At 64.3% G+C, this 26,793-nt stretch carries 27 protein-coding genes; 15 read left to right on the top strand and 12 right to left on the bottom strand.

Annotation, left to right across the window (positions count from 1 at the left end; translation table 11 throughout):
- Positions 1–88 precede the first annotated feature (88 nt).
- The 3 genes from HHL08_RS22395 to HHL08_RS22385 form a co-directional block, all read right to left on the bottom strand.
- Positions 89–1,360, bottom strand: a complete 1,272-nt coding sequence (locus HHL08_RS22395) for an efflux RND transporter periplasmic adaptor subunit (RefSeq protein ID WP_169575162.1) — start codon at positions 1,358–1,360, stop codon at positions 89–91.
- On the bottom strand, positions 1,357–1,758 hold the full coding sequence (locus tag HHL08_RS22390; RefSeq protein WP_169575161.1) for a hypothetical protein: 402 nt from the start codon (positions 1,756–1,758) through the stop codon (positions 1,357–1,359). The genes HHL08_RS22395 and HHL08_RS22390 overlap by 4 nt, the downstream gene beginning before the upstream one ends.
- 349 nt (positions 1,759–2,107) lie before the next feature.
- Complete coding sequence (locus HHL08_RS22385; protein WP_169575160.1) at positions 2,108–2,719, bottom strand: TetR/AcrR family transcriptional regulator; 612 nt, start codon at positions 2,717–2,719, stop codon at positions 2,108–2,110.
- A gap of 135 nt (positions 2,720–2,854) precedes the next feature.
- Here HHL08_RS22385 and HHL08_RS22380 point away from each other — a divergent pair, with 135 nt between their 5' ends.
- The 3 genes from HHL08_RS22380 (at position 2,855) to HHL08_RS22370 (ending at position 5,214) form a co-directional block, all read left to right on the top strand.
- Positions 2,855–3,991 (top strand): cobalamin-independent methionine synthase II family protein, encoded by a 1,137-nt coding sequence (locus HHL08_RS22380; RefSeq protein WP_169575159.1) that lies wholly within the window; start codon positions 2,855–2,857, stop codon positions 3,989–3,991.
- On the top strand, positions 3,988–4,377 hold the full coding sequence (locus HHL08_RS22375) for a nuclear transport factor 2 family protein (protein WP_328804736.1): 390 nt from the start codon (positions 3,988–3,990) through the stop codon (positions 4,375–4,377). The genes HHL08_RS22380 and HHL08_RS22375 overlap by 4 nt, the downstream gene beginning before the upstream one ends.
- A 75-nt stretch (positions 4,378–4,452) precedes the next feature.
- Positions 4,453–5,214 (top strand): IclR family transcriptional regulator, encoded by a 762-nt coding sequence (locus HHL08_RS22370; protein ID WP_169575158.1) that lies wholly within the window; start codon positions 4,453–4,455, stop codon positions 5,212–5,214.
- A gap of 348 nt (positions 5,215–5,562) precedes the next feature.
- Here the strand turns inward: HHL08_RS22370 and desA are convergent, their stop codons facing one another.
- The 3 genes from desA to HHL08_RS22355 form a co-directional block, all read right to left on the bottom strand.
- The gene (desA, locus tag HHL08_RS22365) at positions 5,563–6,963 is read right to left on the bottom strand and encodes a syringate O-demethylase (RefSeq protein ID WP_169575157.1); all 1,401 of its coding nucleotides are present in this window, start codon (positions 6,961–6,963) and stop codon (positions 5,563–5,565) included.
- Positions 6,964–7,734: an alpha/beta fold hydrolase gene (locus HHL08_RS22360; RefSeq protein ID WP_169575156.1), complete on the bottom strand. Its 771-nt coding sequence runs from the start codon at positions 7,732–7,734 to the stop codon at positions 6,964–6,966. It abuts the gene before it with no gap.
- A 74-nt stretch (positions 7,735–7,808) separates the two neighbouring features.
- Entirely contained in the window at positions 7,809–9,149 is a 1,341-nt protein-coding gene (locus HHL08_RS22355; RefSeq protein ID WP_169575155.1) for an MFS transporter, read from the bottom strand.
- 157 nt (positions 9,150–9,306) lie between these two features.
- On the opposite strand from HHL08_RS22355, the gene HHL08_RS22350 reads away from it, so the two are divergent.
- Positions 9,307–10,518 (top strand): multidrug effflux MFS transporter, encoded by a 1,212-nt coding sequence (locus HHL08_RS22350; RefSeq protein ID WP_169575154.1) that lies wholly within the window; start codon positions 9,307–9,309, stop codon positions 10,516–10,518.
- Positions 10,519–10,767: 249 nt separating this feature from the next.
- Here the strand turns inward: HHL08_RS22350 and fghA are convergent, their stop codons facing one another.
- Both fghA and HHL08_RS22340 read right to left on the bottom strand, forming a co-directional pair.
- Positions 10,768–11,616, bottom strand: coding sequence for an S-formylglutathione hydrolase (fghA, locus tag HHL08_RS22345; protein WP_169575153.1), 849 nt, complete (start codon positions 11,614–11,616; stop codon positions 10,768–10,770).
- A complete protein-coding gene (locus HHL08_RS22340; protein ID WP_169575152.1) occupies positions 11,616–12,728 on the bottom strand; it encodes an S-(hydroxymethyl)glutathione dehydrogenase/class III alcohol dehydrogenase in 1,113 nt (370 codons plus the stop codon). Before HHL08_RS22340 ends, fghA begins: the two co-directional genes overlap by 1 nt.
- A 166-nt stretch (positions 12,729–12,894) precedes the next feature.
- On the opposite strand from HHL08_RS22340, the gene HHL08_RS22335 reads away from it, so the two are divergent.
- A complete protein-coding gene (locus tag HHL08_RS22335) occupies positions 12,895–13,782 on the top strand; it encodes a LysR family transcriptional regulator (protein ID WP_169575151.1) in 888 nt (295 codons plus the stop codon).
- 4 nt (positions 13,783–13,786) lie between these two features.
- Here HHL08_RS22335 and HHL08_RS22330 read toward each other — a convergent pair whose 3' ends face one another.
- Positions 13,787–14,350 carry a MarR family winged helix-turn-helix transcriptional regulator gene (locus HHL08_RS22330; protein WP_235955239.1) on the bottom strand — a complete coding sequence of 188 codons (564 nt, stop codon included), beginning with the start codon at positions 14,348–14,350 and terminating at the stop codon, positions 13,787–13,789.
- 28 nt (positions 14,351–14,378) lie between these two features.
- Positions 14,379–14,780, bottom strand: a complete 402-nt coding sequence (locus HHL08_RS22325; protein WP_169575149.1) for a nuclear transport factor 2 family protein — start codon at positions 14,778–14,780, stop codon at positions 14,379–14,381.
- A 119-nt stretch (positions 14,781–14,899) separates the two neighbouring features.
- On the opposite strand from HHL08_RS22325, the gene HHL08_RS22320 reads away from it, so the two are divergent.
- The 3 genes from HHL08_RS22320 to HHL08_RS22310 are packed head-to-tail and all read left to right on the top strand — an operon-like array spanning position 14,900 to position 16,556.
- Positions 14,900–15,289 (top strand): nuclear transport factor 2 family protein, encoded by a 390-nt coding sequence (locus tag HHL08_RS22320; protein ID WP_169575148.1) that lies wholly within the window; start codon positions 14,900–14,902, stop codon positions 15,287–15,289.
- 14 nt (positions 15,290–15,303) lie between these two features.
- Entirely contained in the window at positions 15,304–16,053 is a 750-nt protein-coding gene (locus HHL08_RS22315) for an SDR family oxidoreductase (protein WP_169575147.1), read from the top strand.
- On the top strand, positions 16,053–16,556 hold the full coding sequence (locus HHL08_RS22310) for a DUF3237 domain-containing protein (RefSeq protein ID WP_169575146.1): 504 nt from the start codon (positions 16,053–16,055) through the stop codon (positions 16,554–16,556). The genes HHL08_RS22315 and HHL08_RS22310 overlap by 1 nt, the downstream gene beginning before the upstream one ends.
- Before the next feature lie 87 nt (positions 16,557–16,643).
- Here HHL08_RS22310 and HHL08_RS22305 read toward each other — a convergent pair whose 3' ends face one another.
- The gene (locus tag HHL08_RS22305; protein ID WP_169575175.1) at positions 16,644–18,773 is read right to left on the bottom strand and encodes an acetate--CoA ligase family protein; all 2,130 of its coding nucleotides are present in this window, start codon (positions 18,771–18,773) and stop codon (positions 16,644–16,646) included.
- A 118-nt stretch (positions 18,774–18,891) separates the two neighbouring features.
- On the bottom strand, positions 18,892–19,338 hold the full coding sequence (locus HHL08_RS22300; protein WP_169575145.1) for a MarR family winged helix-turn-helix transcriptional regulator: 447 nt from the start codon (positions 19,336–19,338) through the stop codon (positions 18,892–18,894).
- Between the two features lie 131 nt (positions 19,339–19,469).
- Between HHL08_RS22300 and HHL08_RS22295 the strand changes: the two genes are divergently transcribed.
- From HHL08_RS22295 to HHL08_RS22265, 7 genes are all read left to right on the top strand, one after another.
- Entirely contained in the window at positions 19,470–20,888 is a 1,419-nt protein-coding gene (locus HHL08_RS22295) for an aldehyde dehydrogenase family protein (protein ID WP_169575144.1), read from the top strand.
- Positions 20,889–21,056: 168 nt separating this feature from the next.
- A complete protein-coding gene (locus HHL08_RS22290; RefSeq protein ID WP_169575143.1) occupies positions 21,057–21,797 on the top strand; it encodes a DUF4198 domain-containing protein in 741 nt (246 codons plus the stop codon).
- A gap of 24 nt (positions 21,798–21,821) precedes the next feature.
- Complete coding sequence (locus tag HHL08_RS22285) at positions 21,822–22,193, top strand: hypothetical protein (RefSeq protein WP_169575142.1); 372 nt, start codon at positions 21,822–21,824, stop codon at positions 22,191–22,193.
- A 9-nt stretch (positions 22,194–22,202) separates the two neighbouring features.
- Positions 22,203–22,934: a HupE/UreJ family protein gene (locus HHL08_RS22280; protein ID WP_169575174.1), complete on the top strand. Its 732-nt coding sequence runs from the start codon at positions 22,203–22,205 to the stop codon at positions 22,932–22,934.
- 1 nt (position 22,935) lies between these two features.
- Entirely contained in the window at positions 22,936–23,532 is a 597-nt protein-coding gene (locus tag HHL08_RS22275) for a hypothetical protein (RefSeq protein WP_169575141.1), read from the top strand.
- A 23-nt stretch (positions 23,533–23,555) separates the two neighbouring features.
- Entirely contained in the window at positions 23,556–24,770 is a 1,215-nt protein-coding gene (locus tag HHL08_RS22270; RefSeq protein WP_169575140.1) for a DUF1624 domain-containing protein, read from the top strand.
- Positions 24,771–25,085: 315 nt separating this feature from the next.
- Positions 25,086–26,699: a TonB-dependent siderophore receptor gene (locus HHL08_RS22265; protein WP_235955238.1), complete on the top strand. Its 1,614-nt coding sequence runs from the start codon at positions 25,086–25,088 to the stop codon at positions 26,697–26,699.
- Positions 26,700–26,793 lie beyond the last annotated feature (94 nt).

The raw sequence follows: 26,793 nt of genomic DNA, 5'->3' as shown, positions 1-26,793 counted from the left end.
AAGTCCTTTGCGGAGGGCAAAAGGGAGGGCGCGCGATCCGCCATGGCGGCGGATCACGGGTAGGAATGTTCAGCGAGAAAGGCGGCTGTTACCGCTCGAAAGTCGCCTGCGACGCGACCGGGGCGGCACCGTCGGTCGGGGTGATCGGCGCGGCCACGGCCCTGATCGATGCGCTGCGGGTTGCGACCTTCGCACCGGGCATGGCCGCCTGCACATTGGCTACGACCACCTTGTCCTGCGGCGAGAGGCCCGAACGGATGATCCGCAGCCCGTCGACCAGCGGCCCCAGCTGCACCGGCTTGGCGGCGACGACATCGTCGCGGCCGACCACCAGCACCGTCTTGAGCGCCTGGTCGGACTGGATCGCCTCGTCCGGGACCAGCAGGGCATTGACTTTCCCGCCGCTGGACAGGCGCATATTGCCGAACAGGCCAGGGGTCAGGAACAGGTCGGGATTGCTCAGCACCGCGCGACCGCGAATGGTGCCCGACCGGGGGTCCAGCCCATTGTCGGTGAAGTCGAGTCGCCCCTTCCAGCGATAATCGGCCTCGTCCTGCAAACGGATTTCGACTTCGCCGTTATTGCCATCCGCATGGTCGCGCTGCGATTTCAGGAACAGCGCTTCGGACGCATCGAAGCTGAAATAGATGGGGTCGAGCGCATTGATGGTGGTGAGCAGGCTGGCACCCGCCCCTTCCGCCCCCGACACCAGATTGCCGATATCGACCTTCCGGTCGGACACCCGGCCGGAAATAGGGGCGCGGATCAGCGTGAATTCGACATCCAGCGCGCGGGTCCGGGCGCGGGCATCCGCGGCAGCGAGCGCAGCCTGCGCGGCTTGCAGGCGCGCCCGCAGCGTGTCGATCTCGCTGGCTGACACCGCTTCGTCGCCGTTCAGGCGCTGGACGCGGGCATAGTCAGCCTGCGCCAGCCGCAATCCGCTCTGCGCGCTGGCGACATTGGCGCGGGCTTCGGCCAGCGCGGCGAGGAAGGGCCGCTGGTCGAGCGTGAAGAGCAACTGCCCCTTGCGCACGATATCGCCGTCGCGAAAATGGATCGCGGTCACCGGACCCGACACGCGCGGCCGCACGTCGACCGTTTGGCTGGGGGCGAAGCGGCCGACATAATCGTCCCATTGCACCACCTGCCGCATCAGCGGCGCGGCGACGCCCACGGTCACCACCGCCGCGGCGGACGCCTGCGCCTGCGGCTGTCCGGCATATTTCCAGGTCACGCCGCCGACGATCGCCAGCGCCAGCGCGGCCCAGGCGACATGCCGGCCGCTCCAGCGCTTGCCTGCATTTTCCGACCGGATGTCCCCGGCCGGCGCGTCCGCGTCGATCTTTGTGATCATGTTCATGCGACAGTCCCCTTGATGCTGTGGCGCGCGGCGGTGATCGCGGAAAGGAGCAGTTCAAGCTGCCCTTCGCTGAACCCCGCTTTGCGAAAATCGGTGATGGCGGACGGACGGACGGCAAAGCCGTTATGCCAGCCTTCCACGGCCAGCCGGCGCAGCGCTTCCAGCCGCGTGCTGGCGAGCCGGAAGTGCGGTTGCGGGCCGAAAATCATGGTCTTAATCCGGGTCCAAAGGCCCGGTTCGCGCAGCGACGCCAGGCCATCGCCGCGCGCCAGTTGCACAATTTGCCATTCGGTCGGCGAAAAGCCGGTAGCGGTCGCCTTGATACGATCGCGCACGACAGACAAGGCGATGCCATCCCCCACCGCGAGCAGCGGCTGGGCAAAATCGATATAGGCCATGATATTCGTCCCCTGATTGCGCGCATGGCGCCCGCGCCATCCGTTCAGGATGAGCAGGACCGTCTCCCGAACCCCGGTGGGATCGGAATGCGCGACGGCATACAGAACAGGGCGTTCGCCCGGTCCGGCATGACCAGATGTTGATGCAGATGCGGCGCGCCGAAACGGCCGTTAAGTCGATGTCACTCGCTTATGGATAAACAGGCTTTTGCCATTGGGCCTCCTTGGAGGCGATGCCTCAGCCGGATTTCATACTTATCGGTATATAATGCGATGCAGCATGCCGTCAACCGCTTTCTGTACCGCTTGGTAAAAATTTATGAAGCGGTGCTGAACGGGGCGAAAAGGCTCAGGCGGTGGGCCACATCGCCAGGGTGGTTTCGACCAGTTGTTCCAGCTGCGCGGGCGTCGCCCCGCCGCTGGCCTGCACGCCCATGCCCTGAATGACAGCGGTCAGATAGGTGGCGATCGCGGCAGGCTCGACCCCGGTCGGCAGGTCGCCTTCCGCCTTGGCGCGCTCCAGCCGTTCGACCAGCGCCTTGTCGGACGAGGCGCGGCGGGCGATCACATCGGTCTTGATCGAGTCGGCCTGAGTCGTGCAGGCGACCATGGAGATGACGCCCAGGCACGCGCGCGGGTCGCTGCCGCCGGTCTGGATTTGCAGCGTACCGCGCAGCAGCCGTTCGGCCACACCGCGCGCGGTGGGCGCATCGAGGGCGGAGCGCATATAGCAGAGCTTGTCGCGTTCATAGAGGTCGAGCGCCTTGTGAAACAGGGCTTCCTTGTTGCCGAAACAGGCGTAGAGGCTGGGCTTGGTGATGCCCATCGCCTCGGTCAGTTCGGCCAGCGACGCGCCTTCATAGCCGCGCGTCCAGAAGACCTGAAGCGCAGCCGACAGGGCTTCCTCGGGATCAAATTCCCGCGGGCGTCCTCTCGTTACGGGTTCGGCTGCCATTTTCATACCGATCGGTATATAGGCATGGCGGCGAGATTGTCCAGATGCGGCGCTCATCCGACTGCGGAGCGGTTCACATTTATGATATACCCATATTCGTGAATTTATGGCACCTGTCTTCCGTTCGAGGGAGAGAGATGCATGTCCATAGCCACCACCCATGTCGGCAGCCTGCCGCGCGGCGACGCGCTGACGCCGCTGTTGCTGGCCCGCGACAAGGGTGAGCCTTATGACGCCGCTGCGTTCGACACGGCGGTCCAGCAGGCGGTGACGCAAGCGGTCGCGGCGCAGATCGACGCGGGCGTGTCTATCGTGAGCGACGGCGAACTGGGGAAGGTCGGCTATTCGACTTACATGATCGAGCGACTGTCGGGCTTTGGCGGCCATATCGACCGCAAGGTCGCGGCCGATCTGGCCCCGCTGCCCGAACTGCGCAAGAAGCTGGCCGCGATCATGGGGAGCCAGGAATTTACCCGCGCGTCCTGCATTGGGCCGGTAAAACTGGTGACGCTGGAGCCGCTGCACGACGACATCCGCCGGTTCAAGGCGGCGCTGGCCGATCACCCTGGCACGCGCGCCTTCATGAACGCAGCCTCCCCCGGCCTGATCACCGCTTTCCAGGTCAATCGCCACTATCCCAGCCCTGAAGCCTATCTGGCCGACCTGGTCGATGCGATGCGGGAGGAATATGAGACGATCGTGGCGGCGGGATTCGACCTGCAACTTGATTGCCCCGACCTCGCCATGTCGCGCCACACCGGTTATCAGGATGCGAGCGAGGAAGAGTTCGTCAAAATCGCCGCCGCCAATGTCGAGGCGCTCAATGCCGCAACCGCCAATATTCCGGCGGACCGGATGCGGATGCATATCTGCTGGGGCAATTATGAAGGACCGCACGATCATGACATCCCGCTGGAGAAGGTGATCGACATCATATTGGCCGCCCACCCGGCGACCGTGCTGTTCGAAGGCGCCAATCCATGCCACGAACATGAATGGACGGTGTGGCGCGACGCATCGCGCCGCGGCGTGTTGCCCGACGACAAGATTTTGGCCCCCGGCCTGATCGACACCTGTTCCAACTATGTCGAGCATCCCGAACTGATCGCCCAGCGGATCGAGCGTTTCGCCGGGATCGTCGGCAAGGATCGGGTGATCGCCAGCACCGATTGCGGGTTCGGCACCTTTGCAGGATATGGCAAGATTGATCCGGCCGTGACCTGGAAGAAGCTGCGCTCGTTGCGCGCCGGGGCGGATTTGGCGGACGCCAGATTGTGACGGGCGAAGAGCGTCGCGCCATCGAGCAGGATTGCGCCCGGCTGGTCGCGCTCTACGCCAATCTCAACGATGCGGGCCGCTGGGCGGATGTCGCGGCGCTTTATGCGCCCGATGGCCGCATGGCGCGCCCGACAGCGTCCGGCGAATGGACGGAAGGGCGCGACGCGATTTTGGCCGCCTTCCTCGCCCGGCCGGCGCGGACCACGCGGCATGTCTGTTCCAATGTCGTGATCGACGTGCTGAGCGAGTGCGAAGCGACGGGGGAGAGCGCGATGTTGCTCTTCACCGGCGAGGGTCCGCCTAAAGTCGGTTCCTTTCACGACCGGTTCGTGCGCATAGAGGGTGACTGGCGCTTCGCGGAGCGGCGAGGCACTCTGACTTTTTGATTGCCGCGATTTCCAAGTCGCCGGATATGCCGATCCGGCTCGAAATCGCTTTGATGAACAGGGGTTCGCTGACTTATGAATGGCACCACGCCGTCCACCGTCAAATCGGCGATGCGCACCATCGACATCATCGAATATGTCGTGGCGCGACCGGCAGGCGTGGTCGCGCAGGAGATCGCCGCGGGCCTGGCGATCCCGGTCAGCAGCCTGTCCTATCTGCTCGCGACGCTGACGGAGCGCCAATATCTGACCCGCGAAGGGCGGCGCTATCTGCCCGGCCCGGCGCTGGAGCGGCTGGCGTCGCCGCGCATCGCCATGTCGCTGGCCGACAAGGTCCGGCCGCTGGTCAAGTCGCTGCGGTTGCAGATGAACGAGACGGCGTCCTTCTTCATCCGCGACGGCTGGCATCTGGAGGCGATCGTCACCGAGACGGCGGAACAGTCGCTGCGCTATTCGATCAGCGTGGGGACGCGCAGCCCTCTCCATTGCCTGGCGGCGGGCAAGGCGCTGCTGGCCACCATGACCGACGATGAGCTGAACGGCTATTTCGCGCAGGCGCGGCTGGAAAGCTTCACGCCGAGCAGCATCACCGATGAAGCCCAGTTGCGGGCGGAACTGGCGCAGGTGCGCACCACCGGCATCGGCCGCACGCGCGAGGAATATACGCCCGGCATTTGCGGCCTGGGCATGGTGGCGATGGTGGACGATGTGGCGGTCGGCGCCTTTGCGCTGGCGATTCCCGTGCCGCGCTTCACCGCCGAGGTGGAGGGGCGCGCCATCGCCAGGCTGGAGCAGGCGGTGAGCCTGTTCACCGCCGCAGAGATGCCGACGGTTTGAAGGCGGGCGCGCGATGGGCGCGACAGGGCGAAGTATACAGTGTCGTGGGGTGAAAAGGGCCAATAGTGCGCGCCAAGCCATAGCGGCGCCACGCCCACGCCACAGTCGGGTAACATCTGCGTCAGGGTGACGCCACGCCGACGCGCCCGGCGCGCGACACCGAAGCGACAGGGCGGCGGAGGAGGTCGGGCAGGCGCGGGGATGCTGGTCCATCTACAAGGATAGATCAGACAAAATCCTACATTGGAAGAGTTTTGGTTGAGAGGGTTTGGAGGACGCCCCCCCTCAACGAAAACGGGGGACGCCTTTCGGCATCCCCCGTCCCATCCCGCTCAGGATGTGATCCGATTACGCGGCCTTCGTGCGCCAGCCGTCGGCGTAATTGTCGCGCGCGGCTTCCGAATAGGGGACCGAGGAGACGATCGCCTTGATTTCGGTCTGGACGTGGCGTTCGACGGTGGGCTTCGACGTGCCGCCATTGGGTTCGCCCCACAGCAGGGTGACTTCGGTGCCGGGCGTGGCGAACTCCGCGTCCACCATCGCCAGCGCCAGGAAGCGACCGGCGTTGATGGTATAGCCGATCCAGGTGGACAGGCCGACGGTCTTGCCGTCCTTGAGCACCGCATCATAGGGGTGCATGCAATAGACGGCGCTGGGGAATTCGAGGAACTTCGCCTTGTCGCCGGTCTGGAGCATGGAGCTCATGACGCGGACGATATCCTCATTATCCAGGGCCAGCGTCACCTTTTGACGGTGGGGCTGATCCTTGATCTTTTCCAACGCTTCGCGGCCGACGAAGTCATGGTCGAACTTGACCATGATGCCATAGCCCAGCTCCCAGGGGTTCAGATAATAGTCTTCGATATTGTCGGAGACGAAGCTGCCGCCGAGCGAGCATTTGCCTTCATAGCTGTTTTCGCTGGCCCATTCACGAAAGCCCTTCGAGCCTTCGCCGGTGTAGGTGGCGGGCAACGGCGAGGGAATCCAGCCGGATTCCAGCGTGTTGGACGAATAGGTGCGGCCACCGCAGAGCGTCAGGCCATGATCCTTGCCCGCTTCGATCAGCGCGTTGCGGACGGTGTCATAATCCTTCCAGGGACCAAACAGCTCGTAACCCGGCTGACCGGCCATGCCGTGACGCAGCGCGCGCACTTCGACGCCGGCGATCATGATCGGCGCCATGTGGAAGAATTTGAGGTCCGGCGGGGTCTGGCCCATCGCCTTTTCCAGCACCGGCATGGCGTTTGGCCCCTGCAACTGGAAGCGATAGTTGCGGCGATAACCCTGCTGGTCGAGCGGGCGGGCGATGGTGCGCTCGTCGCGTTCCACCTTCACGTCCCATTTGCCGGTCGAGGCCCAATATTCGACCCATTCGATCGAGGGGGCGCGGCCGACCAGTTCGAACTTTTCTTCTTCGAGATAGAAGAGAATGACGTCACCGATCACATAGCCTTCGGGCGTGACGGGGGCGAACTGCTTGGCGCGGTTCGGCACGAAGCCCTTGAAGCTGTTGGGGGCGAGGTAGGACAGCATGTCGAACGCGCCGGGTCCGGTGACGAGCAGATCGACCATGTGGAAGCTCTGGTTGAACAGGACCGAGCTTTCCGCCCAGCTGCGCTGTTCGTCGCGCCAATTGCTATATTCGCCCGGAACACCCGGATAGGCATTGGGGCCGACCTGCTGGTTACGCAGGAATGTGACGATGTCGCCCTTTTCATCGAGCAGCTGTTGCAGGGTCTTGTCAGTCATTCAAACCTCTCCTTCGACTTGATCTGGAAGTGTACGAAAATCTGGCGCGGGCGACGTGGTGAGCCATTCCCGCACGAGGTAGTTGAAGGCCTGCGGCGCTTCCGCAGGCATCATATGGCCCGCCCCTTCGACGATGCGCAGTTGCGCGTGCGGGATGGCGGCGGTGATCGCTTCATGCTGGGCGACCGGGGACCATTGGTCCTGGCGGCCGACCATGGCGACGGTCGGGCAGGCGATCGCCGGCAGCAGCGCATCGACCGACGGGCGGTGCAGCAGCGCTTCGATCTGCGCTTCGAACGTCGGCAGGCCCGCGGCGACCGCCATGGCGTAGAGCGCGTCCATCAGGGCTTCGTTGCGCAGGGCGGCGAAGCCCATCATCGGGGGGAGCCATTCGCCGACCAGGGCGCCCATGCCCTGCGCGCGGCCAAGGTCGCGCAGGCGGTGGCGGCCTTCGCGCTCGCCGGGCTTCACAGCATGGACGCCGGTGTCGACCAGTGCCAGCCGTTCGACGCGATGGGGCGCCTTGCGCACGACTTCGAGCGCGACGCGCGCGCCCATCGAATGACCCAGCAGGGCGCAGCGATCGGGCATGCGGGCGATCGCATAATCGGCCATTGCCTCGATTCGTTCGCAACCAGCGTAGAAGCCGTCCACCACCGCACTCTTGGGGAAGGCCGCCAGCGTTTCGCCGAACATACGGGAATCGCACAGCAATCCCGGCAGGATCAGGAGGGGGGCGTTTTCGTCGCGACCTGATGATTTCGCATCCATGAATATTTCATCTACACGAATATTTTAGGCCGGGCCAGAGAGAAAATGCATCGGCGAACAGCCCGATGATTGCCTTACGACTGGTGCGTCTCCTCATCGGCCGGGCGGAGGCGGGAGAGCAGCAGGACCAGCGCAGCGACGGCCGAGCCGAGCGCGAGTAGCAGCGACGTCACGCCCCTGCCCGCCCCCACGGCCAGCAATTGCCCGGCGATAAACGGGCCGAGCGCCGCGCCCATGCGGCCGAAGCCGATCACGGTGCCCGTGCCGGTCGCGCGCAACGTGGTGGGGTAGATATTAGCGATCAGGGCATAGAGGCCGACCACCGATCCATTGGCGAGGAAGCCCAGGATGAAGGCCGCGACCTGAAGCCAGACCATGGCGGCGGGGACCGCGCCGAAGGCCGCGACCGCGACCGCCGCGCCGCCCAGCCCGACGATCACCAGCGGGCGCAGGCCCAGGCGCGGAGAGAGGAAGCCGAGCGTCAACCCGCCGATCGCGCCGCCCATGTTCATGAACACCGACACGATCGTCGCCCGCGACGGATCGAAGCCCAGCGCTACGACCAACGAGGGCGCCCAGCCCAGCGCATAGTAAAAGGTCATCATGTGCAGGCCGTACATGAAGATGAGGGCGACGGTGGTGGCGCGATAGCGGGTCGCGAAGAGCTGGCCCATCGACGCTTTGGGTTCGTCCACGATTCTGACCTGCCCGGCCTGCGGCTGGCCGAGGTGGCGCAATATGGCGTTGATGCGCGGCAGCGCGGCGGGACCGTGACGGGTGGCGAGCCAGGCGACCGATTCGGGCAGGAGGAGGAGAACGAGCGGCACCATCAGCGCGGTTGCGCCCGCGCCGGCGAGGAAGATCGATTCCCAGCCATGGCTTTTCAATAATTGCGCCGCGCCCCAGCCGCCGACGATGCCGCCGACCGGATAGCCCGCCGCCATGATGCTGACCGCCAGGTCACGGCGGCGGCGGTTGGCGAATTCCGCCGACACGGCATTCACCGCCGCGAGTACCGCGCCAAGGCCAAGGCCCGTAAAAGCGCGCAACAGGCAGAGCGCCACGACATTGGGAGCGAAGGCCGAGGCGAACATGCCGCCGACCATGATGGCGAGGCACAGGAGAATCTGCGGCCGGCGACCGATGCGATCGGCAAGCTGGCCCAGCGTCAGCGAGCCGACGACCATGCCCGCTAGCCCGGCCGAAATGACAAGGCCGATCGTGTCGTTGCCGACGCTCCACTGCCGCGCAATGCCGGGCGCGGCGAAGGTGACGGCCAATATGTCGAAGCCGTCGAGCGCATTGAGCAGGAAACAGATGGCGATCGCCACGACTTGCGGCAGGCGCATCGGCTGAACCGCCAGGATGCTGCGCGGATCGTCGGCGGGCAAGGCGGTGGTCGATGTGACGGCCATGGGCGGCGCTCCTCTCTATCTTGTGCCGCGCACATTGTATGCTGATGACACAATATGCAAATCGAAAGGCGCGCGTCCTTCCCCGACGCAAACGCTTGTGGAAAGCCAGAAACAAATATAACGATCGTTATCAATTAGGGAGAGGACAGACCAGACGATGCCGCACGCCACCACCCCGGCCGGCCGAACAGACAGCGAGCCGAGCCTGTTGCTGGGCATTGCCTTTGGCTTTCTATCCTCGCTCGGTCCCTTCGCCATCGACCTGTACCTGCCCGCGATGCCGGGGATGGCGCACGCGATGGCGGCGGACAGCGGCGCGGTTCAGCGCACGCTGTCCGCCTTTTTCCTGGGACTGGCGCTGGCGCAGATACCGCTTGGCACGCTGGGCGACCGGTTCGGGCGGCGGCGGCCGTTGATCGGCGGGCTGGCGCTGTTCGCGGTCGCGTCGATCGCCTGCGCGATGGCGACCAGCCTGACCATGTTGATCGCGTGCCGATTTTTGCAGGGGATGGGGGCATGTGCGGGAACGGCGAGCGTGCGCGCCATGATCCGCGACCGGCATAGCGGCCATCGCGCCGCGCAACTGATGGCTTTCACCTTCCTGATCATCGGCATATCGCCGGTGCTGGCGCCGTTGGCGGGCAGTTACCTGTTACAGATCATGACGTGGCGGGGGCTGTTCGCGTTGCTGGCAGGCGGCGGGGTGATCGCGCTGGTCGCCGTCCTCCTCTTCCTGCCGGAATCGCTGCCGCCCGAACGGCGGCTGCACCAGTTGCCGATGCTGGAAAGCTATCGCCGGTTGCTGACCGCGCCGGCCTTTCTGGGCTGGACGATCGTGGCGGGGCTGGCGACGACCATTCCCTTCGCCTTCGTCACCGCCGCCCCCTTCCTTTATACGCAGGGCTTTGGACTGACCGGCCATCAGTACAGCCTGTTGCTGGCGCTCAATGCCGTGACGTCGATCATCGCCACCCAGTTCGCGCCGTCGCTGATGCGGCGGCTAGGGGCACGGCGGCTGGTGTCGATCGCGGCGACGATCGCCATCGCGGCGACGGCGCTGCTGGCGCTCACGACTGTTGCACTCGCTGTCTCGATCGGCGCCTTCCAGATCTATGCGATGCTGCTCTTTACGCTGGCCGGGCTGATCCTGACCCCGGCCGCCATTTCCGCGCTGGACGCCGCAGGCGGCGGGGCGGGCGCGGCCACCGGGCTGCTGGGCACGCTGCAACTGGCGATCACCGCGCTGGCGAGCGGCGCGGTGTCGCTGCTGCCGTCGATGACCGTGCTGCCGCTCATTGGATTGCTGGGCGGCAGCTTCACGCTGATGGCGGTGGTGATGCTGGGACTGGGCGGGCGGCGGGGTGCTTAGGGCGAAATCCGCTCGTCCTGAGTAGCCATTGAGCGAAGTCGAAGTGGCGTATCGAAGGATGCGTGCCGGGGGCCGATGCTTCGATACGAGCCTTCGACAAGCTCAGTCTCTACTCAGCACGAACGGGTTTGGTCAGACCCAAAATCATCAGGCTCCAATAGTCCCGCGGCGTGTTCCCGCGCAGGCGGGAACCCAATTCCGACGTCAGGACTGGGTTCCCGCCTGCGCGGGAACACATGGTGCCAGGGTCTAGCCGTCCCGCATCAGCCGCTCGGCGTGCCAGCGCAGGTGATCCCCCATGAAGGTCGAGATGCAATAATAGCTATGATCGTAGCCCGGCTGGAGGCGCAGCGTCAGCGGGATGCCGGCCGCGGCGCAGGCCTGTTCGAGCAGATGCGGCTTGAGCTGTTCGGCGAGGAAATTGTCGGCATCGCCCTGATCCACCAGCAGGTCGGCGACACGCGCGCCATCCTCGATCAACGCTACCGCATCATGCTTGCGCCAGACGGCGCGATCTTCGCCCAGATAGCCGCCCAGCGCCTTGTGCCCCCATGGCACCTGCGAGGGCGCGACGATTGGCGCAAAGGCGGATACGGCCTTGTAGCGGTCAGGGAAGGTCAGGCCGATGGTGAGCGCGCCATGGCCGCCCATCGAATGGCCCATGATCGATTGGCGGGTCATATCGGCGGCGGGAAATTCTGCGGCGATCAGCGCGGGCAGATCCTGCGTCACATAGGACAACATACGATAATGCTGCGCGAAGGGCGCCTGCGTCGCGTCTACATAAAAGCCCGCGCCGAGGCCGAAATCATAGGCACCGTCAGGATCGTCCGCCACGCCTTCGCCGCGCGGGGAAGTATCGGGCGCGACGAAGATGAGGCCCAGTTCCGCGCAAAGGCGGCGATATTCGCCCTTGTCCGTTACATTGGCATGGGTGCAGGTGAGGCCCGACAGATACCAGACGACCGGCAGCTTTGCGCCGGCTTCATGCGGGGGGACATAGACCGAGAAGGTCATGTCCGTTCCGCAAGCGGCGGAGGCGTGCTTGTACACGCCCTGCACGCCGCCAAAGGCGCGATTGGTGCTGACCGTCTCCATCAATAGACCACGACCGAACGGATGCTCTTGCCCGCGTGCATCAGGTCGAAGGCGGTGTTGATCTCCTCCAGGCCCATGACGTGGGTAATCATCGGGTCGATCTCGATCTTGCCGGTCATGTACATGTCGACGATCTTGGGCACGTCGGTCCGGCCCTTCGCCCCGCCGAAGGCCGTGCCGCGCCAGTTGCGGCCGGTGACGAGCTGGAACGGGCGGGTCATGATCTCCTTGCCCGCTTCTGCGACGCCGATGATGATCGATGTGCCCCAGCCGCGATGGCAGGCTTCCAACGCGGTGCGCATCACATCGGTATTGCCGGTCGCGTCGAACGTATAGTCGGCGCCGCCGTCGGTCATCTCCACGATCTTGGCCACCGTCTCTTCGCGCGACAGGCCCCTGGAATTGAGGAAGTCGGTCATGCCGAACTTGCGGCCCCATTCCTCCCGGTCGGGGTTGATGTCGACGCCGATGATCTTGTTCGCACCAGCCAGGCGCGCGCCCTGGATCACGTTGAGGCCGATGCCGCCCAGGCCGAAGATGACGACATTGTCGCCCACCTGCACCTTGGCCGTGTTGATGACCGCGCCGACGCCGGTGGTCACGCCGCAGCCGATATAGCAGCTCGACTGGAACGGCGCGTCCTGGCGGATCTTTGCCACCGCGATTTCGGGCAGGACGGTAAAGTTGGAGAAGGTCGAGCAGCCCATATAATGGAAAATCGGCTGACCCTTGTAGCTGAAGCGAGTGGTGCCGTCGGGCATCAGTCCCTTGCCCTGGGTCGCGCGGATCGCGGTGCACAGGTTGGTCTTGCCCGACAGGCAGCTTTTGCACTGGCGACATTCGGGGGTGTAGAGCGGGATGACATGATCGCCCGGCGCGACACTGGTGACGCCCGCGCCGACTTCGCGCACGATGCCCGCACCTTCATGGCCCAGGATCGAGGGGAAGATGCCTTCGCTGTCGAGCCCGTCGAGTGTGTAGGCGTCGGTATGGCAGATGCCCGTCGCCATGATCTCCACCAGCACCTCGCCCGCCTTGGGGCCTTCCAGGTCGAGTTCGACGATTTCGAGTATCTTTTTCGCTTCGAAGGCGACGGCGGCGCGGGTCTTCATGGGTTTACTCCCGAATTGGTCCGATGATCGGAGAATCTTGTGCCGGATCGGCAGGGGCTTGCGCAAGCCCGCGACGGAACGGCGATGGTCCCGCCCGCTCTAGCAATATCCCGCCTGCGCGATAAGAAAGCATTTGCGGGATTCATTATTTCGAGGGTGGGACAATATGCACCGCTGGGAAGGCATAGACGAATTCGTCGCAATCGCGGCCGCGGGCAGTTTCAAGGCGGGGGCGGAAGCGCTGGGCCTGTCCACCACGCATATGAGCCGCGCCATCGCGGCGCTGGAGGCGCGGGTGCAGGTGCCTTTGTTCCACCGCACCACCCGCACGGTAAGGCTGACAGATACAGGGCGGGTCTTTTTCGATCATTGCAGCCGGATCGTCGCCGAACGGGACGAGGCGATCGCGATGATCAGTGAGGGCGGCGAGCCGCAGGGCGACATCCGCATCACCTGCTCCACCGCAATGGGCGAGCGGTTCATCGCGCCGATCGTGCGGCGCTACGCCTCCAGCCATGCCAAGCTGCGGATCAGCATCGACCTGACCAACCGGCTGGTCGACTTGGTCGGCGAAGGTTATGACCTGGCCATCCGCACCGGGCAGTTGGCGGAATCGCGGCTGATCGGCACGCGGATTGCCTCGCGCCGGCTCTATACCTGCGCCGCGCCTGCCTATCTCGACCAGCAGGGCCGCCCCGCCAAGCCCGCCGACCTGTCGCGCCACGAATGCCTGGTCGGCACGTCGTCGCTGTGGCGATTCCAGCGGAGCGGGCGAGCGGAGAGCATAAGGCCCAAGGGGCGATGGCGCTGCAACAGCGGCGGCGCGGTGGCGGAAGCGGCGATCGCGGGCATGGGGGTATGCCAGTTGCCCGAATTCTACCTGTTGCCGCATATCGCATCGGGCGCGCTGGAGGAGGTGCTGGGTGATTTCCGGCCCGATGACGAGCCGATCTGGGCGGTCTATCCGCAGCGCCGCCATTTGCTGCCCAAGATCAGCGGGCTGCTGGACCGGTTGCGGGCCGAATTGCCCGCCGCGCTGGCGCGGCAGAACTGACCCATTAGTCGGCGGGTTCTTCGTCGTCGCCGTCGGGACGGGTAAATTCCAGGAAACGGCTGTTGCCGCTATCGTCAGTAGCTTCGAGCGTGTCGACCAGCATGTCGAGATACTGGTTCAGCAGATCGACCTCTTGGGTCGCGAGCGCCGAGACGAGGTAGGTCGCCACCTTGTCCGTCTGCGGGCGCATCAAGCCGTAGAGACGCCGGCCTTCGTCGGTCAGGACCAACGTCTTGCGCCGTTTGTTGCTGGGGTCGCGCTCGACCGCGATGCGGCCATGCTTTTGCAGCGCCGCGACCGCGCGGGAGACGCTCATCGGATTGACGCCCGTCATTTCGGCCAGTTCGTGACTGGCCGAATGGGGGTGCCGGCCGATCAGCATCAGCAGGCGAAATTCGTTGAGGCTGATCTTGTAGCGATGTTCCAGATAGGTGGTGAAGGGTGCCATCAGCTTGTTGGACAGGCGAAGCAGGCGATGCAGCGTGTCCGCAGGACTGATTTCGGCAGCGCGCGGCCGCGGTGACTTGGCGGACGCGGACGATTTCCTGGGCGGGCTGCTGTTCGACATAGTGTTCCGATAGGGCATCTGGCGGTGGTTAAGTCAAGCCGATGATCGCGCAGCCGACGCTGGTGAATTGGCCGTTGGCGACATGATAATGGATATATTGGCGCATCGCCTGCACTTCGCCTTTCGCGATCGGGGCGAACTGGTCCAGTCCCTGCGCCGCAAGTGTTGCGGCATCGAGATCCTTGATCCCCTCGACCCGGATGATCCCTTCGAGCGCGACGAGATCGTCGCTGGACGCGAAGCGTTCGATCGTCAGGGTTTCGATGACATGGGCGTGGAGAAAGTCGTAGAAGCGCTTGAACGCTTCGCGGGTGCCGAGGTCCACGCCGAAGAAGCGGATGCTGGCGCCCGGCGCGTAGAAATCGAATACCGTGTCATAGTCGCGGTTGTTGAATGCCTGCGCGTAGCGATCATAGTCGGCGCGATCCATCGCCCTCTCCCTTCGTTCGGGGCGGGATTTTTCCCCTGCCCGCTTGCCCTTTTAATAACGATCGTTATCGTAAGGGCAAAGGGCGGTCGGACGCCAGCGAAAAATGACGGGAGAGGGTTATGAGCTATAGCGCGCAGGAGCAGCGCAACCTGGACCTGGTCCAGGCGATGTTCGAGCAGGTGCTGATCCCGATGGACGGCGATGCGGCCGACCGCTTCATCGCGGCGGACTATATTCAGCATAACCAGTGGGTCGATACCGGGCTGGAACCGCTGAAAGCATTCTTGCGCAAGGTGCGCGGGGAGAACCCGGACGCGGTGCATGACATCAAGCGGCGCTTTGCCGACGGCGACCATGTCATCGTCCATTATCATGTGCGGCGATGGGCGGGCGATACCGGCTTTGCGGTGATGGATATTTTCCGGGTCGAAGGCGAGACGATCGTCGAGCATTGGGACGTGGTGCAGGATGTGCCGGCCGACAGCCCCAACCCCCATTCCCCCTTTTGAACCGGGAGGCAGCGATGCGATTCAAGGACAAGGTCGTGCTGGTGGTGGGCGGTAATAGCGGCATTGGGCTGGCGAGTGCGCAGGCCTTTGCGGCGGAGGGGGCGAGCGTGCGGCTGACAGGGCGCGACCAGGCGACGATCGATGCGGCGGTTGCTGGCATCGCCGGTGCGAGGGGCTATCGCGCTGACATTGCCGATCTGGACGCGATGGACTCGGTGATCGCCGATATCGCGGCGCAGGATGGGCGGATCGATACGCTGTTCGTCAATGCAGGCGTCGGCGGCTTTGCGCCCTTCCGTGACCTGACGCCTGCCGATTGGGACCATGTCCATGGCGTCAATCTGCGCGGATGCGTGTTCACGATCCAGACGGCGTTGCGGCTGATGGGCCGGGGCGGGTCGATCGTGGCGACGGGATCGATCGGCGGCCATGCCTTCGTACCTGGCAACACCGCCTATGCCGCGGCCAAGGGCGGTCTATATGCCGCGATGAAGGTGATTGCGGGCGAACTGGTGGGTGAGGGCATCCGCGTCAACCTGGTCAGCCCCGGCCCGATCGAGACGCCGCTGTTGCATCGTAATCCGGGCATGAGCGACGATGATGTCGACAATATGCGCGAGATGATGATCGCGGCGGTGCCGATGAAACGCATGGGGCGCGCCGAGGAAGTCGCGCGCGCTGTTCTGTTCCTGGCGTCGGACGAGGCCAGTTTTATCACCGCTGCCAATCTGTTCGTGGATGGCGGCACGCTGGAGTTGGGTTGATGGAAAATCTGTTTTCGACGCTGGACAATCCGCGGCTGGAATTCGCGATGGAAGTGCGGCTGCAATTTCCGCGGGTGCAGACCATCGTCAATACGCCGATGGGGGGCAATCGCAGCGCCGTCTATGTCGATGGCGGGACGTTCGAAGGGCCGCGCATCAAGGGTAAGGCGGTGCCGGGATCGGGCGGCGACTATGCCTATTTCCGGCCCGACGATGTCGCGGTGTTCGACGCCCGCTATATGCTGGAGGAGGAGGACGGGACGCTGATCCTGCTCAACAATCGTGGGTTTCTGTGGGGGCGCAAGCCCGACACGATGGCGCGGCTGCGCGACTGGGCGTTTGGCGACGGGGGACCGGTGGAGCAGCAGGATTATTATCTGCGCGGCAATCCCAGTTTCGAATGTCCGGTCGGCAAACATGACTGGCTGACCAAGCATGTGTTCATTGGCGTGGGCGAGCGGCGCGCGGACGGGAATGTGCTGCGATACTATGCGCTGACGTAAGGCATAGAGCGCCGTGCTCCCGCGCAGGCGGGAGCCCAGTTCTGAGCGTGGGACTGGGCTCCCGCCTGCGCGGGAGCACGGGGGGGGTTAGAGCGAAATCAGCGCGTCGAGGGCGATAGCGCCCTGCCCTTCAGGATAGACGATCACGGGATTGAGATCGACTTCGCGGATGGCGGGCGTGGCGGCGACCATTTGGCCCAGGCGCTGGACGATGTCGGCGACCGCGCCGATGTCCATCGCCGGGGCGCCGCGAAAACCGTCGAGCAAGGGGGCCATGCGCAGCGTGCGGATCTGGGCGATGATCGCGTCGCGGGTCAGGTCCGGCGGGAGCAGGCAGACGTCGTGCAGCAGTTCGGCCGCGACGCCGCCGAAGCCGACGAGGATGGTCGGTCCCCAATGCGGATCGTTGCGCGCGCCGACGATCAGTTCGACGCCCTTGGCCGCCATCCCCTCCACCAGCACGCCGTCGAGCGCGAGGCCGGGGCGCGAGGCGGCGAGATTGGCCATCAGCCGGTCCCAGCCGGCCGTCACCGCATCGGCGTCCGCGAGGTTGATGATGACGCCGCCCGCGTCGCTCTTGTGCGGGAGTTCGGGCGACTGGGCTTTGAGCACCACAGGATAGCCTAAGCGATCGGCGGCGGCGACGGCTTCATCGGCCGACTGGGCGAGGGCGAAGGCGGGGAAGGCGATGCCCTGCGCGCCCATGATCGCTTTCGACCGATATTCGGGGATGGTGCTGCCGACCTGCGCCAGATCGGGCACGGGCTGGGCGTCGAGCGGGGCCACCGCCTCGTCGCGCTGGCGATGGGCGGCGATGCGGGCGAGTGCGCGCAGGGTCCGTTCGGCGGTGGGCAGATAGGTGACGCCAGCGGCGCGCAGCGCAGCGAGATCGTCGGCGAACACGCCGCCGCCTTCATCGACGCCGCCGACGATGACGGGCTTGGTCGCGCCGATCGCCTGAAGCGCGTCCAGAACCGCCTTGAACTTGATGTGCGAGGTGCCAGTGTCGGTCTGAATGAGGGTGAGGAGGATCGTGCCGATCCGGTCGTCCTGCGCCAGCGCGGCGAGCGTGCGGCCGTAGAGGCCAGGATCGACCAGCCCCTGCGCGGTGATGTCCATCGGGTTGGTGACGGGGACGAAATCGGGCAGCGCCGCGCGCAGCGCCGGGCTATCGGCATCGGTCAGCTTGGGCAGGTCGAGGGCGACGGCTTCGGCCAGATCGAGCATCATCGCCTTGAACGCGCCGGATTCGGCGATGACGCCGGTCCCGCCGATCCCGGCGTTGGGCGAGCGGACGAGGATTTCGACGATGTCGCCCAGTTCCTCCAGCGAGTCCGCCAGGATGACGCCCGCGCGCTGGACATGGACGGCCATGACCGCATGGTCGCCCGCCATCGCGCCGGTATGGGTGGCGGCGCTTTCCGCGCCCGCCGCGCTGCGGCCGGGATGGAGCAGGACGACCGATTTGCCCGCGTCGCGGGCCGCGCGGGCGGCGGCGAGGAAACGGGCGGGATCGCGGACATGTTCGGCGATGAGCGCGATGACGGCGGTGTCGGGCTGGTCGACCAGATAAGCGAGATAATCCTCGATCCCGCTGGCTGCTTCGTTGCCGGTGGAGATGTAGCAGTTCAAGGGCACGTCGCGGTGGATCATGGTCGTCGCCAGTACGGCCGCCATCGCGCCCGATTGCGAGACGATGCCGACGCGGCGGTCGCCCTGCGCCTTGGCTTCGGGCATTTCGATGAAGGTCAGCGAGACATTGTCGCGGAAATTGACGAGGCCCAGGCAATTGGGGCCTTCGACCACCATGCCGCTTTCGCGCGCGATGCGACCGATCTCCTGCTGGTCGGCCAGGCCCTGCGGTCCGTCCTCGGCAAAGCCGGCGGAGAAGATGACGGCGGCGCGGACGCCGCGGCGGGCGAGGCCGCGCATCGTGTCCAGCACGCCCGCGCGCGGGATAGCGAGGACGGCGACATGGACACCTGTAGGGAGATCATCGACCGCGGCGACGCAGGGGCGCCCGCCGATGTCCGTGCGCTTGGGATTGACCAGATGGATGTCGCCGTCGAACCCCTGGCGCAGGAGGTTGGCCAGCACCGATGCGCCCAGCGCGCCGGGCTTGTCCGACGCGCCGACGATCGCGACCGACCGGGGCCGCAGCAGGCAGTCCAGCGAGGCGGACGGCAGGCCATGGCCCAGGATTTCCGCTTCCTCCATGCAAACAGCTTCCGTCACGCCCATCCATCTCCCTGTCGCGCGGCGCTATCCTGTCGAATCGGCCGCATGGTTCGCAGGAATTGTGCGCCTATGATACAATTTGCGCAAGCCCGCTTGCTTAACTGTCGTCATCGGGGGCGGCAGATGCCGGGCCGAGCCGGACGAGCAAGCCGTGCAGGGTCGCCAGTTCATCGGCGCTGAGCCGTTGCGTCATGCGCGCGTCGGATTGGCGGACAGCGGCCAGCATGGTTTCGAGCTGGCGCGCGCCTTCAGGCAGCAGGGCGAGGGCGTTGGTGCGCAGGTCGCGGCCCGGCCGCCGTTCCACCAGCCCCTTGTCGGCAAGGATATTGACCAGCTTCATCGCGCTCGACCGATTGATGCTGAGCGCGCGGCCAAGCGCAGTCTGGTCGCAACCCGGATTGTCGCGGATCAGGATGAGCGCGGTCATCTTCGCCGGCGACAGGTCGAAATCACCAAGTGCGGCGCGCGCATCGGTTTCCATCAGCAGATTGGCCTGCTGCACGCGATAGCCGACAAGCGTCTGGAGATCGGACCCCTGTTTCATCTGTTGCGATACCCCCTTGTCAAAATTGTATCCCAGGCGCACATATACAGGCTATAGATGTCCGCCGCGCAAAGCGATAGTCAATGCCCGCCCGGATCGGCCTGCGATAGCCATATAAAGGAGAGCGACTCATGGATCATGAATTTCGGATGCTCATCGACGGCGTACTGACGCCCGGCGTCAGCATGTTCGACGTGGTTAACCCGGCGACGGCGCAGCCTTTCGCCGCCTGCCCCAAGGCCGACGAGGCGTTGCTGGAACGCGCAATCGCGGCGGCCAAGCGCGCCCAGCCAGGCTGGGCGGCAACGCCGGTGGAGGAACGCGCCGCGCTGGTCCTGAAACTAGCCGATGCGCTGGAAGCGCGGATCGGCGAGTTCGCCAGCCTGCTGACCAGCGAACAGGGTAAGCCGCTGGACCAGGCGGGATATGAGATCATGGGCAGCGTCTTCACCCTGCGCGCCTTTGCGGCGATGCGGGTGGAACCCAAGATCTTGCGAGAAGAAGGCGGCAACAAGGTGATCGAGCATCGCACGCCGCTGGGCGTGGTCGCATCCATCACGCCATGGAATTTTCCGCTGATCCTGTTGATGAACAAGCTGGGTCCGGCATTGGTGACCGGCAACACGATGGTCGCCAAGCCAGCGCCCACGACGCCGCTCACCACATTGTTGTTCGGTGAACTGGCCAAGGACATATTGCCGGCCGGCGTGCTGAACATCGTGTGCGACCAGAATGAGCTGGGTCCGTTGATGACCGGCCATCCCGATATCGCCAAGGTCGCCTTCACCGGATCGACCGCGACCGGCAAGAAGGTGATGGCGTCGTCCGCCGGCACCGTGAAGCGGGTGACGCTGGAGCTGGGCGGCAATGACGCGGCGATCGTGCTGGACGATGTCGATGCGCGTGCAGTGGCCAAGAAGGTCTATCAGGGCGCGATGACCAATGCCGGGCAGATCTGCGTCGCGGTGAAGCGCGCCTATGTGCCCAGCATCATGTATGACGAGTTTTGCGACGAGTTGGCGAGGCTGGCCAATGAAGCGATCGTCGACGATGGTGCCAAGCAGGGGACGACCATCGGCCCGGTGCAGAACAAGATGCAGTATGACAAGGTCACCGCCCTGATCGCGGACGCCAAGACGCGCGGCACGGTGCTGGCAGGAGGCGAGCCGATGGACCGGCCGGGATACTTCATCGCGCCGACCATCGTGCGCGATCTGCCCGAAGACGCGCCGCTGGTGCAGGAGGAGCAGTTCGGCCCGGTGCTGCCGGTCATGAAATATGACGATATCGCTGATGTCATCGCCCGCGCCAACGACAGCGATTACGGCCTGGCCGGTACGGTATGGGGCAAGGATGTGGCGCGCGCCACCGCAGTCGCGATGCAGATCGACACCGGCACGGTATGGGTGAACCAGCATCTGGCGATCGACGCCAATATCCCGTTCCGCGGGGTCAAGCAGTCCGGGCTGGGCGGCGAACTGGGCGAAGCGGGTCTGCTGGAATATACCCAGGCGCATATCGTCAACATCGTGGAACTGGAAGACGCCTGACGATCACCGCTTTGTAACATCATCGAGGGCCGACGACGCATAATGCGTCTTCGGCCCTCTTTTTTTGATATTTTCCACCTAGTCATTCGACATATTCGGAACATTCGCTTGTGTCGTAATCATAGCCTCGATCCCCAGGGACATTCCCCCTGATCGAGGAGTTCGCACTTGGCCTTTTCCCGCCTCGCCACCGTCGCCGTCGGCGCCGTCACCCTCGCCGCCATGGCCATGCCCGCCAGCGCCCATGGCATCTGGTTCGCGCAGCGCGCCCGCCAGCTGGCGCTGATCTACGGCGTAGGCGCGGACGATCTGGACGCGGTCAAGCGGTTGCCGCTGGTCAAGAGCGTGACCGGCTATGACGCCGACTGGGCGCCGGTGACGACGTCGCTGCGCGCAGCGGGCATAATCCCGGTGGTCGATAGCGACGAGCCGGTGGCCGCTGTCGCCGCGATCATGGACTATGGCTATTGGAGCAAGACGCCCGACGGCGAATGGCACAATAAGGGCCGCGACGAAGTGCCGACCGCGACGTTGGCCGAGCATAATTTCAAATATGCCGTCTATCTGAGTCAGGTGCCGACCAAGCCGGTGCCTTTGTTCGAGGGGCATATGTTGCAGGTGGTGCCGGTCGACGGCATCCCGCAGAAAATGGGCGAGCCGATGAAGGTCCGCGTCTTTTACAAGGGCAAGCCCATCGCCGGGGCGACGGTGATGCAGGATTATGTCAACGATCCCGACGAAGCCGCACCCGCCAAGACGGCGGCCGACGGCACCGCCACGATCAAGCTGCGCAACCAGGGCATCAATGTGCTGATGGCGATCTATGTCGGCCAGACGGCCGACAAAAGGGTCGATCATGAGGAATATCGCGCCTCCCTGTCCTTCGTGCTGCCGCACGCGCCGGAATAAGCTGCATTTTTCAGGAGAATAGCCATGCATTTTCGCACGACCCTTGCCGCCATCGCCCTCATCGCCGCCCCTGCCATGCTGCACGCCCATGGCAGCATGAAGCCGCAGCATGGCGGGCTGGTCCAGATGACCGGCGAGACGATGATCGAACTGGTTGCCGGCCCCAAGGGCGTCGATGTGTATCTGAGCGAAGAGGATGAGCCGCTGGTCGCTGCGGGTTTCACCGCCAAGCTGACCCAGACCGTCGCGGGGGCGAAGAGCGAGGCGACGCTGAAGCCCGCGGGCGGCAACAAACTGACCGCTACGGGCTTCAAGGCCGCCAAAGGGGCCAAGCTGGTGGTCGCGCTGGTCGACAAGGGCGGGGCCAAGAGCTTCGCCACCTTCCAGGCGAAGTAAGAGGCCATGATGCACAGCGCGATCTACCCGCCGCTTCTCTCTCCAGGCGCGCGGCGGGTCGCGCTGCTGCTGCTGCTGGGGCTGGCGCTCGCCTGTATGAGCGCCTCGCTCTGGGCGCATGGCGTCAATGAGAATGACAAGGCCTTCATCGAAGGCGCGTCGGGGATCAACATCATCCCGTACATGTATCTGGGTGCCAAACATATGGTCACCGGATATGACCATCTGCTGTTCCTGGCGGGCGTCATCTTCTTCCTCTACCGGATGAAGGACGTCGCCGCCTATGTGACGCTGTTTGCGATCGGGCATAGCGCTACATTGCTGTTGGGGGTGTTGCTTGATATCCGCGCCAATCCCTTTCTGATCGACGCGATCATCGGCCTGTCGGTGGTCTATAAGGCGATCGACAATCTGGACGGGTTCAAGACCTGGTTCGGGGTGTCGCCCAATCCGAAGGCGGCGGTGCTGATCTTCGGTTTCTTCCACGGTTTCGGCCTGGCGACCAAGTTGCAGGCGTTGACACTGGCGGAAGATGGCATGATATACAATCTCATCAGTTTCAATGTCGGCGTCGAACTGGGCCAGTTCATCGCGCTGGCGATCATCCTGCTGCTGATGAATCTGTGGCGCCTGTCGCCCGGTTTCAACCGCAGCGCCATCCTGGCCAATGCCGCGCTGATGACCGCCGGCTTCGTCCTTATCGGCTATCAACTGGCCGGCTATTTTACCGAAGGGGCCTGACATGACCGCAACGAGTGTATCCGCCCTGCCTGCCCGCATCAGTCCGTCGCCCGCCACGCTGGCGAGGGCGACCGGCGGGGCCGCGCTGGCGGCGATCGCCATCCTCACCCTGTTCGTGCTGCCCGCCGAATATGGCATCGACCCGACCGGCGTCGGCAGCGCGATCGGCCTCAAGGGCATGGTGTCGGGCGAGGCCAAGGAGGAAGCGCCCGCGCCGAGCGACGTTGCGAACCCGACCAAGGCGACGATCGCCAAGTCCGCCGCCTGGCGGCAGGACGAAATGACCATCACCCTGGCGCCGCATAGCGGCCAGGAAGTGAAGGCGCATATGGCCAGGGGCGACAGCTTCATCTTCACCTGGGCATCGACCGGCGGCCCGGTGAAGGCCGAAATGCATGGCGAGAAGGCCGGCGCCACCGACGGGTCGTTCACCGACTATTGGAAGGAATTGGCGCTGACAGGCGGCCAGGGCGATTTCACCGCGCCGTTCGATGGCACCCATGGCTGGTATTTCCGCAACAAGGGCGACACGCCCGTCACCGTGACCGTCAAGACGGTCGGTTTCTACAAGGATCTCTTACAGCCCAAGGGCGCGTGAAGAGCCAGGGAAGGGATAGACAGATGAACAGCATTGCCGGGCAAGCGCCCCTGACAGGCTTTAGCCCCGGCGCGACGGGGCCGGTCGCCGTGGCGAAGGCGCGCACGCGCCTGATCGCCATCGATGCGCTGCGCGGGCTGGTCATGCTGTTCATGCTGGTCGATCATGTCCGTGAGACTTGGTTCCTGCATTTGCAGGTGACCGATCCGGTGGACGCCAATACCACCGATCCGGGCCTGTTCTTCACCCGGTTCCTGTCGACATTCTGCGCGCCGACCTTCGTCGCGCTAACCGGCCTGTCGGCGTGGCTCTATGGCCAGTCGCACAGCAAGGGCCAAGTGTCGGAATTTCTGCTGAAGCGCGGGCTGTTCCTGATTTTTCTGGAATTTACCGTGGTCGGCTATGCCTGGCCGACGCAGGCGCCCGCCTTTCCGCCAACGGCGATCTGGTTGCAGGTTATCTGGGCGATCGGGATCAGCATGGTCGCGCTGGCCGCGCTGCTGCATCTGCCGCGACCCGCGCAGTTCGCGGTCGGCCTGGGAATCGTCTGCCTCCACAATCTGCTCGATCCGATCCGGCTGACCGCGGAATCGCCCTTCTTCATTCCCTGGGCCGTGCTGCACCAGCGCGAAAAGTTCGAGCTGGCCGGCACGATGTTCAAGACCACCTATCCAATCCTGCCCTGGATCGGCGTGATCCTGCTGGGCTATGCCTGCGGGCCGTGGTTTGCGCGCGGCACCGATCCCGCGCCGCGCATCCGGCGGCTGACGATGCTGGGGCTTGGCCTGATCGTCGGGTTCGTGGTGATCCGCTATATCAACATCTATGGCGACAAGCCTTGGTTCGTGGCGGAAACCCCGCTGCGCACGGTGATGAGCTTTCTGGCGCTGACCAAATATCCGCCGTCGCTGCTGTTCCTGATGCCGACCATCGGCACCGGATGCCTGCTGCTGGCGCTGTTCGAAAAGTGCGAGGGCAGCAAGGCGATGCCGCATCTGGCGATGCTGGGCGGCGCGCCGATGTTTTATTATGTGCTGCACCTCTATGTGCTCAAGCTGATCTACAATGTCGCGCTGGTTCTTTACGGCCCGACCAAGGGCAGCGTGTTCGGCGTCGACCAGCTGCGCTGGGTGTGGATCTGGGTCTTTATCCTGATCCCGGTGCTCTACTTCCCGACCCGCTGGTTCGCGCAATTGAAGCAGCGTCGCAAGGATATCTGGTGGCTCAAATATCTCTAAATGGGCGCAGGGCCGCTCCCTTCGGGAAGCGGCCATTTTGCGGGATTTTTGGTAGGATCGGCGGCGCAATCGCGCGCAGCATTTTCATGCCGTAGCGCCCCGCGATTCACAATTTTGCACCGTCCCATGCGCCAAGTTTGACGTAATATATCCGTAACTCGACCTAGCCTCGATCTCAAGAAGAGGTGATCGAAAACACCCCGTGGCCCGGCCCCGACGACAGGATGCAACATCCGCGCGGGAAACAAGAAGAAGACCAGCCGGTCCGCGTTTCGCAGGACATTCGGGAACAGCGACTTCATAAGGGGAATCATCATGCGCACATCATCGGCCCTTCGCCTGGCCTTTATCGCCAGCACCGCCGCCATCGCCCTGTCTTCCGCCGCACAGGCGCAGGAACCCGCCGCCGCCAGCGCGGACGGCGACATCGTCGTCACCGGCCTGAAGCGGCAATATTTCGGCGACACGCCGGTCAAGGAAATCCCGCAGGCCGTGCAGTTTCTGGAAGGCAAGCTGCTGAACGACCTCAACATCACCCGGCTCGACACCGCGCTGGAACTGGCGAGCGGCGTGTCGAAGCAGAATAATTTCGGCGGTCTGTGGGACAGTTTCGCGATCCGCGGCTTTGCCGGGGACGAGAATTTCCCAAGCGGCTTCCTGGTCAACGGCTTTAATGGCGGCCGCGGCTATGGCGGCCCGCGCGATGCATCGAATGTCGAGCGGATCGAAGTGCTCAAGGGGCCCAATGGCGCGCTGTTTGGCCGGGGCGAGCCGGGCGGCACGGTCAACATCGTGACCAAGAAGCCGACGTTCAACGAAGGCGGCCACTTCGCCATTTCCGGCGGCAGCTTTGAAACCTATCGCATCGAGGCGGACTATAACCTGCCGCTAAGCGACAGCATCGCCATCCGCATCAACGGGTCGTCCGAACAGGCCGAAAGCTTCCGCGACACGGTGGAGACGCAGAAATATACGCTGACCCCGTCGGTTTTGCTGAAGCTGTCGGACAAGGACATCTTCACCTACGAACTGGAATATGTAAGCCAAGAGGTTCCGTTCGATCGCGGCGTGGTGGCGATCCCGACGGTCACGGCAAGCGGCACCACCTACAAGCTGGGGGCCATCCCCAATTCGCGTTTCCTGAGCAACCCCAATGACGGCCCGATCAAGATCGGTGTGCTGGGCCATCAGGCGCAATATCAGCATGACTTCAGCGACGATTGGACGCTGATGCTGGGCGCGGGGTATAAGGACACGACGTTCGAGGGCTATTCGAGCGATCCCGAACTGGCGCTGGGTCGTCAGTTGATCGACAATGACGGGCGCACGCTGTCGCGCCAGCGCCGTTATCGCGATTACAGCACCACGCATATGGTGTTCCGCGGCGAAATCAGTGGCAAGATTAATACCGGATCGATCGTCCACAATATCCGCATCGGTGGCGACTGGGATCGGTTCAAGATCAAGACGTTCCAGCTGCGCTATCGCCCGACCGCGGCCGACCAGTCCTATTCGATCGACATCTTCAACCCCAATTACAATATTCCCGCGCCCGCGCCGACAAGCGTCATCCAGAATTCCACGGAAGTCCAGAAGGCCTGGGGCGTGTATATTCAGGACCAGATCGAGATCACCGAACAGATCAAGGTGCGGTTCGGCGGCCGTTACGACGATTTCAGCCAGAATATCGACAACCGGCTGGGGGCTACCAACCCAGCGTCCTATACCAAGTTCAGCCCGATGGCGGGCCTGGTGTTCGAACCGACGCAAAGCCTGTCCTTCTACGCCAGCTATGGCAAGGGGTTCCGGCCGAACAGCGGCGTGGATGTGAACAACAATCCCTTCGCCCCGGAAATCAGCAAAAGCTATGAAGTCGGCGCGAAGTTCGTGACGCCAGATGGCGCATTGCCTCACCCTTTTTGCTCCTGAGTGACAGGCCGTTGCCTCATCTAGAATGCTCCCGGCAACGGTCGGGAGGGAACGATGAGGAAGATGAGCATGGCAACGCGGAAAGAATTGATCG

Source organism: Sphingobium psychrophilum (assembly GCF_012927105.1).
In the GTDB taxonomy this organism is placed as follows: Bacteria; Pseudomonadota; Alphaproteobacteria; order Sphingomonadales; family Sphingomonadaceae; genus Sphingobium; species Sphingobium psychrophilum.
The sequence above is the reverse complement of the archived record's forward strand: the minus strand, read 5'-3'. Positions and strand labels throughout refer to the sequence as shown.